The sequence below is a fragment of the Streptomyces sp. NPDC052496 genome, assembly GCF_040679095.1.
Taxonomy (GTDB): Bacteria; Actinomycetota; Actinomycetes; order Streptomycetales; family Streptomycetaceae; genus Streptomyces.
Genome location: NZ_JBFAUH010000021.1, coordinates 141,783 through 152,593, shown reverse-complemented (window position 1 = coordinate 152,593; position 10,811 = coordinate 141,783). Strand labels below are relative to the sequence as shown.

The 10,811-nt window shown below is 70.5% G+C and carries 11 protein-coding genes and 1 tRNA gene; 3 read left to right on the top strand and 9 right to left on the bottom strand.

Going from position 1 to position 10,811, the window contains the following annotated elements:
* Positions 1-370 precede the first annotated feature (370 nt).
* The gene (locus AB0L45_RS26660) at positions 371-970 is read left to right on the top strand and encodes a hypothetical protein (RefSeq protein WP_365844129.1); all 600 of its coding nucleotides are present in this window, start codon (positions 371-373) and stop codon (positions 968-970) included.
* A gap of 23 nt (positions 971-993) precedes the next feature.
* Here AB0L45_RS26660 and AB0L45_RS26655 read toward each other — a convergent pair whose 3' ends face one another.
* The 7 genes from AB0L45_RS26655 to AB0L45_RS26625 all read right to left on the bottom strand — a co-directional run bounded on the left by AB0L45_RS26655 (position 994) and on the right by AB0L45_RS26625 (position 6,703).
* A complete protein-coding gene (locus AB0L45_RS26655) occupies positions 994-1,533 on the bottom strand; it encodes a hypothetical protein (RefSeq protein WP_365844127.1) in 540 nt (179 codons plus the stop codon).
* A gap of 86 nt (positions 1,534-1,619) precedes the next feature.
* Positions 1,620-2,213 carry an aminoacyl-tRNA hydrolase gene (gene pth, locus AB0L45_RS26650; RefSeq protein WP_365844208.1) on the bottom strand — a complete coding sequence of 198 codons (594 nt, stop codon included), beginning with the start codon at positions 2,211-2,213 and terminating at the stop codon, positions 1,620-1,622.
* 128 nt (positions 2,214-2,341) lie between these two features.
* Positions 2,342-2,926 (bottom strand): 50S ribosomal protein L25/general stress protein Ctc, encoded by a 585-nt coding sequence (locus AB0L45_RS26645; RefSeq protein WP_365844125.1) that lies wholly within the window; start codon positions 2,924-2,926, stop codon positions 2,342-2,344.
* A gap of 221 nt (positions 2,927-3,147) precedes the next feature.
* The gene (locus tag AB0L45_RS26640; RefSeq protein WP_030374403.1) at positions 3,148-4,122 is read right to left on the bottom strand and encodes a ribose-phosphate diphosphokinase; all 975 of its coding nucleotides are present in this window, start codon (positions 4,120-4,122) and stop codon (positions 3,148-3,150) included.
* Between the two features lie 70 nt (positions 4,123-4,192).
* Positions 4,193-5,650 carry a bifunctional UDP-N-acetylglucosamine diphosphorylase/glucosamine-1-phosphate N-acetyltransferase GlmU gene (gene glmU / locus AB0L45_RS26635; protein WP_365844123.1) on the bottom strand — a complete coding sequence of 486 codons (1,458 nt, stop codon included), beginning with the start codon at positions 5,648-5,650 and terminating at the stop codon, positions 4,193-4,195.
* Positions 5,651-5,759: 109 nt separating this feature from the next.
* Positions 5,760-5,833, bottom strand: a tRNA-Gln gene (locus AB0L45_RS26630).
* A 6-nt stretch (positions 5,834-5,839) separates the two neighbouring features.
* Positions 5,840-6,703 carry a hypothetical protein gene (locus AB0L45_RS26625; protein ID WP_365844121.1) on the bottom strand — a complete coding sequence of 288 codons (864 nt, stop codon included), beginning with the start codon at positions 6,701-6,703 and terminating at the stop codon, positions 5,840-5,842.
* A gap of 156 nt (positions 6,704-6,859) precedes the next feature.
* Between AB0L45_RS26625 and AB0L45_RS26620 the strand changes: the two genes are divergently transcribed.
* Positions 6,860-8,317, top strand: coding sequence for a histidine kinase (locus AB0L45_RS26620; RefSeq protein WP_365844119.1), 1,458 nt, complete (start codon positions 6,860-6,862; stop codon positions 8,315-8,317).
* Between the two features lie 51 nt (positions 8,318-8,368).
* Here the strand turns inward: AB0L45_RS26620 and AB0L45_RS26615 are convergent, their stop codons facing one another.
* Entirely contained in the window at positions 8,369-8,959 is a 591-nt protein-coding gene (locus tag AB0L45_RS26615; protein ID WP_365844117.1) for an SUKH-3 domain-containing protein, read from the bottom strand.
* Between the two features lie 8 nt (positions 8,960-8,967).
* Positions 8,968-9,480, bottom strand: a complete 513-nt coding sequence (locus AB0L45_RS26610; protein WP_365844115.1) for a YwqJ-related putative deaminase — start codon at positions 9,478-9,480, stop codon at positions 8,968-8,970.
* Between the two features lie 319 nt (positions 9,481-9,799).
* Between AB0L45_RS26610 and AB0L45_RS26605 the strand changes: the two genes are divergently transcribed.
* Positions 9,800-10,807, top strand: a complete 1,008-nt coding sequence (locus AB0L45_RS26605) for an SMI1/KNR4 family protein (RefSeq protein WP_365844113.1) — start codon at positions 9,800-9,802, stop codon at positions 10,805-10,807.
* Positions 10,808-10,811 lie beyond the last annotated feature (4 nt).

The following is a 10,811-nucleotide window of genomic DNA, read 5'->3' as shown; positions in this document are numbered from 1 at the left end:
GCCGGACGGGCTTGGTTTGGCTGGGCTTGGTTCGGCTTGCTCGGGCTGTCGGCGCGCGGGTCAGTGAGTGTCCTCAAGCGCCGGACGGGCTTGATTTGGCTGGGCTTGGTTCGGCTCGGCTCGGCGTCGGGCGGCGGTTACCGATTGTCCTCAAGCGCCGGACGGGCTTGGTTTGGCTGGGCTTGGTTCGGCTTGCTCGGGCTGTCGGCGCGCGGGTCAGTGAGTGTCCTCAAGCGCCGGACGGGCTTGATTCTGCTGGGCTTGGTGTGGCTGGGCCGGCGGGTAATCGGTTGTTTCCGTCCGGCGGGTCCGTTTGGATTGTCGGCCGGGGCTTTTGTCCCGGCCGGTGGTCGTTCGGGGGTGGGCGGGCATGGATGAGGAGAGCTGGCTGGCCTCGCTGCGGCCGTCTCGGGTGCGTGAGGTGCAGGCGGGGCGGCTGGGGTGGACTGCCGTGGACCTGCTGGACGTCGAGGACGGGCACGGGCGGCCCCTGCGGGACGCCCTGGAGAGCTTCGGGGTGCGGGTGAACTACCTGCCCATCGGGCAGCCCCGGCACTTCGTCGCCGCCCTCGACGGGAGCCGGACCGTCGCGCCGTACGTCATCCTGGCCTGCCACGGCGACGAAGGGCGCATCCTGATGGAGGGACTCGCCCCCGAAATCGCCGCCTACCAGCCGTTCAACGACTCCGCCGGACCCGACGACGTACGCGTCCACGTCCGCCTGCCGGGCAGCGTCGTCATCGTCAACGGCTGCGACACCGGCGACCCGGCCCTGGCCGACGCCTTCCTCGACGCCGGCGCGAGCGCGTACATCGCACCGCGCGGCGCGCCGTTCGGCTACGCCAGCGTCTTCGCCCCGCTGTTCCTGTTCTACGAGCTCACCGAGGAGCGCACCCTCACCGAAGCCGTCACCCGGCTGCGCGCCCACGACGACGAGCTCGGCATGTGGGAGATGTGGCAGCGGCGCTGAGCCCCGCGCAAGGGCCCGTACGCCTACAACGCCGCGAACGTGGCGCCCAGCAGCACGGCCCCCAGCAACCCCATCACCCACGCCGTACGCCGCAGCTTCATCCCGCCCGCCACCACCAGCGCCGCCAGCAGCAGCGAACCCGCGAACGGCACCCACGCGTGCAGAATGCCGCCCGGACCGGTCCGGACGGCGCGGTCGGTGCCGGGCTTGAGCACCACCTCGACCTGCTCGCCCTCGCCGGGCGCGGCCGCGGCCGCCAGCGACACCCCCGCCCGGCGCCGGCCGTCGCCCCCCGAGGACGTGTACGGCCCCGTGCACCGGTCGTCACGGCAGTCCGCCACCGTCATCGTGCCGCGCTCGCGCCCCTTCACGAGCATCGCGTACTGCGCCGTGTGCCACGACGTCCACACGCCCGCCACCAGCAGCAACAGCGCCAGCGCTGCCATCAGGCCCATCCGGGCGACCAGCAGCAGCCCGTAGGCGCTCTCCCCGAGCCGACGGGTGCGGCTGCGCTTCTTGACCGTACGGGTGCGCGACGTGGTGCGCGGGCTGCTCTTGGGCATGGCGGCGATCCTTGGGCATGTGACTGTCCGCGGTCAACCTGAGTCCGGCCCGGTCACACCCGCCCCGCACGCACCGCCACCCGCCGTCACGAGTTGTACGTACTCTGCGCCCGCTCCAGACCGTCCACGATCAGACCCTCCACCGCGTCCGCCGCCCGGTCCACGAAGTAGTCCAGCTCCTTGCGCTCCGCACCCGAGAAATCCTTCAGGACGAAGTCCGCCACCTGCATACGGCCCGGAGGACGGCCGATACCGAAACGCACCCGGTGGTACTCCGCACCCAGCGACTTCGTGATCGACTTCAGCCCGTTGTGCCCGTTGTCACCGCCGCCCAGCTTCAGCCGCAGCGCCCCGTAATCGATGTCCAGCTCGTCGTGCACCGCGATGATGTTCGCCACCGGAACCTTGTAGAAGTCCCGCAGCGCCGTCACCGGACCGCCCGACAGATTCATGAACGTCATCGGCTTCGCGACCACCACACGCCGGCTCCCCGGCCCCGGCGGACCGATCCGGCCCTCCACGACCTGCGCCCGCGCCTTGTGCGCCTTGAAACGCCCGCGCATCCGCTCCGCGAGCAGATCCGCCACCATGAACCCCACGTTGTGGCGGTTGGCCGCGTACTCAGCGCCAGGATTGCCCAGCCCCGCCACCAGCCAGGGCCCCTCGGCCTCCGTCGTCATCCTCATGTCTCCTTGCAGCAGCCCGACCGGCCGACCCCGTGAAACGGCTCAACCGCCGCCCCGCACACAGGGTGCGGGGCGGCGGTTGGCAGCGACCCGAGCCGTGCCGGCGCGGGTCACGAAAGCGATCAGGCCTCGGCGGACTCGTCGCCCTCGGCCGCCGCCGGCGCCTCGGCCTGCGCCGCGACGACCTGGAGCACCACGGTCTCCTCGTCGATCGCCAGCGTCGAACCGGTCGGCAGGGTGATGTCCTTGGCGTGCACCGAGTCACCGGCGTCCAGGCCCGCCACGGAGACGGTCACCGACTCCGGGATGTGGGTGGCCTCGGCCTCCAGCGGCAGGGTGTTCAGCAGGTGCTCCAGCAGGTTGGCACCCGGCGCCAGGTCGCCCTCGACGTGGATCGGCACCTCGACGGTGACCTTCTCACCCTTGCGCACGGCCAGGAAGTCCACGTGCACCAGGAAGCCACGGATGGCCTCACGCTGCACGGCCTTCGGGATGACCAGCATGCTCTCGCCGTCCATCTCCAGACGGATCAGCGCGTTCGGGGTCTTCAGGGCCATCATCAGCGCGTGGTTGTGGATGGCGACGTGCTTCGGGGCGTCACCGTGGCCGTAGATCACGGCGGGAACCATGTCCTCGCGGCGCGAACGGCGGGCGGCACCCTTACCGAAATCGGTACGGATCTTGGCTTCGAGCTTGACCTCGGCCATGGCGGCACTCCTCGTAGTCGGTGCGGTCGACGGACGACCGGACGGATCTGTGGGGCGTCACCCGGCCCACGACAGACCTGCTACGAAGAGCGCGTCGATAACGGACCGCCGCACCACAGAAAAGTGCGGCCTCCCTCGCCGAGCAACTCCACGAGTCTACCCGGCGGGGAGGCCGCCCCCAAAGTCGATCTCCGTGCGCCCTGCGGGCTACGGAATCCGGCTCACTGCTCCTCGAAGAGGCTGGTCACCGAACCGTCCTCGAACACCTCACGGATCGCCCGGGCGATCGTCGGCGCCATCGACAGCACCGTGATCTTGTCCAGCTCCAGCTCGGACGGGGTGGGCAGGGTGTTGGTGAAGACGAACTCGCTGACCTTGGAGTTCTTCAGGCGGTCCGCGGCCGGGCCGGACAGGATGCCGTGCGTGGCCGTCACGATGACGTCCGCCGCGCCGTTGGCGAACAGCGCCTCCGCCGCGGCGCAGATCGTGCCACCGGTGTCGATCATGTCGTCGACCAGGACACAGACCCGGTCCTTCACGTCACCGACGACCTCGTGGACGGTGACCTGGTTCGCCACGTCCTTGTCCCGGCGCTTGTGCACGATCGCCAGCGGCGCGTCCAGCCGGTCGCACCAGCGGTCCGCGACCCGCACCCGGCCCGCGTCCGGCGAGACCACCGTCAGCTTCTCGCGGTCCACCTTGGCGCCCACGTAGTCCGCGAGGACCGGCAGCGCGAACAGGTGGTCCACCGGGCCGTCGAAGAAGCCCTGGATCTGGTCGGTGTGCAGGTCGACCGTGACGATCCGGTCGGCGCCCGCGCACTTCAGCAGATCCGCGATCAGGCGGGCCGAGATCGGCTCGCGGCCGCGGTGCTTCTTGTCCTGGCGGGCGTACCCGTACGACGGGATGACCACGGTGATGCTCCGGGCCGAGGCCCGCTTGAGCGCATCGATCATGATCAACTGTTCCATGATCCACTTATTGATGGGAGCCGTGTGGCTCTGCATCAAGAAGCAGTCCGCACCACGCGCCGACTCCTGGTAACGGACATAGATCTCTCCGTTGGCGAAGTCGAACGCCTTGGTCGGGACCAGCCCGACACCCAGCTGGTGGGCGACCTCCTCAGCCAGCTCGGGGTGGGCGCGGCCGGAGAAGAGCATCAGCTTCTTCTCGCCGGTCGTCTTGATCCCGGTCACAGCAAATCTCCTCGAATCCTGTTTGCGTGCACTTATCACGGTACGCCCCGCACGGCGCACCCGAGCACGATCACTGCTCGCCGACGGACTCCTGGCCAGCAGCAGACGCAGCCTGCGCGGCGGCGCTTCCGGGACGCTTACGAGCGACCCAACCCTCGATATTCCGCTGCTGGCCGCGCGCGACCGCCAGCGAACCCGGGGGCACATCCTTGGTGATGACCGAGCCGGCAGCGGTGTACGCGCCGTCCCCGACCGTGACAGGAGCCACAAACATGTTGTCCGAGCCGGTCTTGCAGTGCGACCCGATCGTCGTGTGGTGCTTCGCCTCGCCGTCGTAGTTCACGAACACGCTCGCCGCACCGATGTTGCTGAACTCACCGATCGTCGCGTCACCCACGTACGACAGGTGCGGCACCTTCGTGCCCTCACCGATCTTCGCGTTCTTCATCTCCACGTACGTACCGGCCTTCGACTTCGGCCCCAGATCCGTACCCGGACGCAGATACGCGTACGGCCCCACACTCGCACCCGGACCGACCTTCGCACCGTCCGCGACCGTGAACGACACCGACGCGCCCGCGCCGACCGACGTGTCCTTCAGCCGCGAATTCGGGCCCACCTCGGCGTGCGCGGCGACGTGCGTGCCACCCAGCAGCTGCGTACCCGGATGCACCGTCGCGTCCGCCTCGAACGTCACCGACACGTCCACCCACGTCGTCGCCGGATCCACGACCGTCACACCGTCCAGCATCGCGCGGTGCAGCAGCCGCTCGTTCAGCAGCCGGCGCGCCTCCGCGAGCTGCACCCGGTTGTTGATCCCCAGGATCTCCCGGTGGTCGTCCGCCACCGCGGCACCGACCCGGTGCCCGGCCTCCCGCAGGATCCCCAGCACGTCCGTGAGGTACTCCTCACCCTGGCTGTTGTCCGTACGCACCTTGCCCAGCGCGTCGGTCAGCAGCTGCGCGTCGAACGCGAACACCCCGGAGTTGATCTCCCGGATCGCGCGCTGCGCGTCCGTGGCGTCCTTGTGCTCGACGATCTCGGTCACCGCGCCGGTGTTCTCGTCCCGCACGATCCGGCCGTACCCGGTCGAGTCCGGGACCTCCGCCGACAGCACGGTGACGGCGTTGCCGTCCGCGGCGTGCGTGTCACCGAGCTTCTTGAGGGTGTCGCCGGTCAGCAGCGGGGTGTCACCGCACACGACGATCACCGTGCCGTCGAGGGTGACACCGCTGTTGCCCAGCTCCTCCAGGCCCATCCGGACAGCGTGACCGGTGCCGTTCTGCTCGTGCTGGATCGCGGTGCGCACCTCCGGGTCGATCTCGGCGAGATGCCCGCCGACCTGCTCACGGGCGTGACCCACGACCACCACCAGGTGCTCGGGATCCAGCTCACGGGAGGCGGCGACGACGTGCCCCACGAGGGAGCGGCCGCAGATCGCGTGCAGAACCTTCGGGGTCGTCGACTTCATGCGGGTGCCCTCACCCGCTGCGAGAACGACGACGGCGGCCGGGCGGTTGGCGCTCACGGGGATGCCCTTCGGCTTCTTCGGGTGGTGGACACCCGAAGGATACCGGTGCGCTTTGCGGCCGAAACGCGGGCGGGCCCCGACCGGAGGTCGGGATCCGAACTTGGCATGGCTCCCGGGGGAGGACTCGAACCCCCATCTGCTGAACCAAAATCAGCGGTCTTGCCCTTAGACGACCCGGGATTACCCTTATGTCCGGTTCGCCTCCTGGCTGCTGCGGACGCCCCCTACTATGCCGTACCACCAGCCTTCAATGCGACGGTAGAGGTCCGCACTTTGCCGCACACGCACCACGAGGCAGCCGTGGTAACCCTCTCCCACGTTCTTGCGGACGGTCCTGGGGTTGTGCTTTTTCAACGTCGTCCTGGCGAAGTCGGCGACGTCGACACCGACGAGACGCGCCCAGTACTGCTCGGCTGCGGTCACGTCGGCCGACTCGTGGATGTGAACGCGGAACTGCAGGCGCTCCGGCGCGACATCCAGCAAGGCGAGCCAGGCGAGGAAGAGCTGGATCATGCCGGGGTCGCTGTTGGTGAAAGTGACGCGTTCCTGAGGGCTGTGAGGCTTGCTCTTGGTGCCTTCCGACCAGTAGAGCCCCACCCCGGTGACGAACAGATCGCGGTCGCTCATGCCGCCGATCTGGCCGGCGGCTTCGCGCTTCGTGCGCTGCCGTTCCTCGTCGCGGCGGCGCAGCGTTTCCTCCCAGCCGCGTTTCGCGATGGCGGACGCCTGCTCGCGGGTGCGCCTGGGCGGCCTGGGCATGTCTCGCACCCAGAGGGAGATGGAGCTCTTCGACACCCCCAGCTCCATCTGGATCGCGTCGTACGTCATGCCCTGCCCCCGCAGCTCCCGCGCCCTCGCCCGCGCCCCGTCCTTCGCGTTCGGGCGGCGGGTCCAGTCCGGGGGTGGTTCGCCTTCCAGGAGGCGGTTGAGGATGTCGTTGTTGTGGACGTGCAGGCGGTCGCGGATCTGGCGGCGGCTGAGGCCGGCGCGGCGGAGGGTGGCGGCCTGGTCGCGCAGGGACTCGAAGTCCGCTCGGGTGTGGTGGTGCATACGGTCAGCTTCGGACCGGCAGGGGTGCGCGAGGGTCGAAAATTCGGGCGATTCAACAGTTCGAGGGGAAGTATTCCGGTACTGGCCCGTAACGGTGCACTCGCGTGCAGAGCGCTCGACGGAACATCGTGTGCGGGCGCCCGTAGGCTGGTTGGTATGACCGCAACGGGGGCAATCGAAGCAACGGGTGCGAGGGACGCGCCCGCCGGGCCGTGGTGGTGGCCGCGGCGGCGCAGCGCCGTGCTGGACGTGTCGCTGGCCGTCGTCTCGACGCTGGAGACCCTGTTCGAGGGGCTGGACTTCGCGCACGACGCGGGGCTGCCGTCGTGGGCCGGGCTGCTGCTCGGGCTGGTCGTGGGCCCGGTGCTGGTGTTGCGGCGCCGCTGGCCGGTGGCTGTGGTGCTGGTGTCGGTGGCGGTGACGCCGACGCAGATGGGTGCGCTGCTGAGCGTGGTCGGACTGTATTCGCTGGCGGTCTCGGACGCGCCGCGGCGAGTGATCGGCCTGCTGGCCGGGATGTCGCTGATCGGGACGCTGGTGTCCAGTTTCTTCACCATCCGGCAGGACGTGGGCGGCGAGCCGGATTTCCAGCCGCCGACGTGGTTCGTGCTGGTGATGGCGGTGGCGGTGGCGCTGGTGGTGACGGCGCCGCCGGTGTTGTGGGGGCTGTACGTGGGGGCCCGGCGTCGGCTGGTGGAGAGTCTGCGGGAGCGGGCGGACGGGCTGGAGCGGGAGCTGTCGCTGCTGGCGGACCGTGCGGAGGAGCGTGCGGAGTGGGCGCGTAACGAGGAGCGGACGCGGATCGCGCGGGAGATGCACGACGTGGTGGCGCACCGGGTGAGTCTGATGGTGGTGCATGCGGCGGCGTTGCAGGCGGTGGCGTTGAAGGATCCGGAGAAGGCGTCGCGGAATGCCGCGTTGGTGGGGGACATGGGCCGGCAGGCGTTGACGGAGCTGCGGGAGATGCTGGGGGTGCTGCGGACGGCGGAGGGGGCGTCGGGGCGGTCGTCGGCGCCGGTGTCGGACGAGCCGGAGCGGCTGGTGGCGGTGGCGTCGAAGGTGAAGTCGGCGGCGGAGGCCGCGGGGGCCGGGGCGAGGGGTTCCGGGGTGCGGTCCGAGGTGTCGGTGCAGGTGGCGGAGGCCGGGGTGGGGGCCGGCGGTGAGGTGCGGGCCGGTGCCGCGGTGGTGACGGCGGAGGCGGAGGGTGAGGGGCCTTCGCTGGTGGAGCTGGGGGATCTGGTGGGGCAGTCGCGGGCGGCGGGGATGGCGGTGGAGCTGTCGGTGGACGGTGTGGCGGGGGAGGGCGGCTATCCGTCGGGGGTGGAGCAGACGGTGTACCGGGTGGTGCAGGAGGCGCTGACGAACGTGCACAAGCACGCGCCGGGTGCGGAGGCGCGGGTGCGGCTGGCGCATCGTGAGGGTGAGGTGGCGGTGCAGGTGGAGAACGGTCCGTCGGAGCGGGGTGCGGCGGGTGTGGGGTTGCCGAGCGGGGGCAATGGTCTGGTCGGTATGCGGGAGCGGGTGACCGGGCTGGGTGGGGTGTTCGTGTCGGGGCCTACGGAGGCGGGTGGTTTCCGGGTGTCGGCGGTGCTGCCGGGGCGTCGGGGGCAGTAGAGGCGGCAGGCGCAGCGGGGCAGCGGGGGCGAGGGTAAGGGCGGAGGCGGTTCAGTCCTCCGGTGTGGCTGCCGGGGTGGCTGCCGGGGTGAGGCGGGTGGGGCGGATGCCGAGGACGAGGGTGTTCAGGGCCTGGTCGATGTCGGGGCCGAGGTACCAGTCGCCGGTGTGGTCGAGGCTGTAGACGCGGCCTTCGGCGTCGATGGCGAGGACGGCCTGGCCGCCGGCTTCCTGGCCGAGCGGTGCGACGTGGGTCTCCAGGGCGCGGCCGAGGTCGCCGAGGGTGCGGGCGAGGTGGAGGCCGTGGAGGGGGTCGAGGGTGAAGGGGGTGGGGGCGATGTGGCGTCCGGGGCCGGTGGGGACGATGTCCAGGCCGCCGAATTCGGCCCAGGCCTCGACGGCGGCGGGGAAGACGGTGTGGCGGTGCCCGGCGGGTGAGGTGTGGGCGCGCAGGGCGTCGGCCCAGCGTTCGGCCTGCTGTATGTCCCAGCGGCCGGTGCGCCAGCCGGCGTCCTGGAGGGCGGCGTCGACGGCGACCGGGAAGCGGGTGGCCGAGGTCCGGTCGTAGGAGTCGTAGACCGGGGCGACGGGCGCGGCGGTGGCCGGGGCGGTGGAGTCCGCGGACGGTGCGGTGGGGGGCATGGTGCTGGTCAGCTCCCTGCGTGCGTACCGATGGGCATGACGCCGAAGAAGGCGAGGAGGGCGTCGCAGGAGCGACAGGGGGGAGCGTAGCTGCCGTGCAGGGGGTCGCCGTCCTCGCGGATGTGGCGGGCGGTGATTTTGGAGTGTTTCAGTGAGCGGCGGGCTTCGCCGTTGGTGAGGGGTTTGCGGGAGGCGCGTTTGCCGCGGTTGGCCTCGACGGCGGTGAGGTGTCGGCTGAGCAGGACGGCTTCGGGGCAGCGGCCGGTGAAGCGTTCGCGCTGGGCGGTGGCGAGGGTGTCGAGGAAGTCCTGGACGAGGTGGTGGAGCACGGGGGGCTGTTCGGCCTTGCTCGCGGTGCAGGTGAGAGTGCGTCCGCGTACGGACAGGGCGGCGCCGACGGTGGGGAGGATGCCGTCGCGGCGGTGGCGGAGGGCGGGCGGGCGGCCGTCGTCGGCGGTGCCGCTCCAGCCGACGCGGGGGTCTCCCGCGGTGGCGGTGTTGTGGTGTGCCGTGGTGCGCATGGTCAGTGCTTTTCCCTCCCCGAATCCCCGGGACGCCGAAGGTCCCCCGCAAGGGTAGGGGGAGGGTCAGCCTGCCAAATGCCCCGGGTGTTGGGGAAGTCGGGTGGGCTGTCGGTGATGTCACGGTTGTGTCCGTGTCCGGTACCGGTCCGGTGGGTGGTGGTGAGTGGGTGTGCGGTGGGGGCGTGCGGTGAAGTGGCTGTGTGGTGGGGGTGGTTGGGTGCGGGGTGGCGGGAGGTGGGCGGATGTGCGCGGGTGGGTGGGTTGCGGCACGGCATAGGCTGTGTCCAGTAGCCGGATTCAGCCAGGGAGCACCGCCATGACGTCAGGTCGGCACGGGCTGGGGGCACCTCCCGGCCCTCAGGCCGCGGGCCACGCCGCGCCACCGAACACGGCCTATGCCGGGCAGGTCGTGCATTTCCCGGATCCGGTGCGGGCCGCGCGGTATCCGCGGGGGGTGCCGGTGGACGGTTCGGGGTTCCCGGATTTCTCGTCGTACGCGCGGGCGGCGGCGGAGATCGCGGAGCCGCCGGAGGGTTTCGGCGTGGACGAGCTGCGGCTGACGGATTATGTGTCGGCGAATGTGGCGTTGCATGCGCAGGGTCATGAGCTGTGGGAGGACGTGCCGTCGGTGGCGACGCCGCACGGCTGGACGTGGCATCACGTGGCGGGTACGCGGCGGATGGAGCTGGTGCCGGTCGAGGTGAAGGCGCTGCTGCGGCATCACGGTGGGCTGGCGACGGCGGCGGTGGATCACGGCAAGCGGGGGACGCGGCCGTTGCAGGACACCCGTCCGGTGCATTTCGGGCTGCCGCACCGGGAGCTGTCGGTGTCGGAAGAGCAGGTGCGGCAGGCGGAGGAGTCGCTGGGGTACCGGCTGCCGGGTGCGTACCGTTCGTTCCTGAAGGCGGCGGGCGGGTGTGCGCCGGTGGGGGTGGGGCTGCACGCGGATCTGGGGCTGCTGGTGGACCAGCCGTTCTTCACGGTGCGGGACGAGGCCGCGATGAATGATCTGGTGTACGTCAACAAGTGTCTGCGCGATCACTTCACCAAGGACTATCTGGGCGTGGGGTTCGTGCAGGGTGGGGTCATAGCGGTGCGGGTGCGGGGTGAGGCGCCGGGGTCGGTGTGGTTCTGTGCGTACGACGATGCGCGGGACCGGGACGGTTGGCCGGTGCAGGAGCGGGTGGAGCAGTTGTTGTTGCCGTGTGGTGCGGATTTCGACGATTTCCTGCAGCAGTTGGCGGGGAGTCCGCCGGAGCTGGAGACGGTGGCGGGTCTGATGGTGGACGGCGGCTTCGCGCGTGTCGTCCCGGTGGAGGGGTGAGGCG

Bases quoted from the DNA above. Each gene is read 5' to 3' on its own strand.
- AB0L45_RS26660 (WP_365844129.1), top strand. From the start codon at position 371: ATGGATGAGGAGAGCTGGCTGGCCTCGCTGCGGCCGTCTCGGGTGCGT.
- AB0L45_RS26655 (WP_365844127.1), bottom strand. From the start codon at position 1,533: ATGCCCAAGAGCAGCCCGCGCACCACGTCGCGCACCCGTACGGTCAAG.
- pth (WP_365844208.1), bottom strand. From the start codon at position 2,213: ATGACGACGGAGGCCGAGGGGCCCTGGCTGGTGGCGGGGCTGGGCAAT.
- AB0L45_RS26645 (WP_365844125.1), bottom strand. From the start codon at position 2,926: ATGGCCGAGGTCAAGCTCGAAGCCAAGATCCGTACCGATTTCGGTAAG.
- AB0L45_RS26625 (WP_365844121.1), bottom strand. From the start codon at position 6,703: ATGCACCACCACACCCGAGCGGACTTCGAGTCCCTGCGCGACCAGGCC.
- AB0L45_RS26620 (WP_365844119.1), top strand. From the start codon at position 6,860: ATGACCGCAACGGGGGCAATCGAAGCAACGGGTGCGAGGGACGCGCCC.
- AB0L45_RS26615 (WP_365844117.1), bottom strand. From the start codon at position 8,959: ATGCCCCCCACCGCACCGTCCGCGGACTCCACCGCCCCGGCCACCGCC.
- AB0L45_RS26610 (WP_365844115.1), bottom strand. From the start codon at position 9,480: ATGCGCACCACGGCACACCACAACACCGCCACCGCGGGAGACCCCCGC.
- AB0L45_RS26605 (WP_365844113.1), top strand. From the start codon at position 9,800: ATGACGTCAGGTCGGCACGGGCTGGGGGCACCTCCCGGCCCTCAGGCC.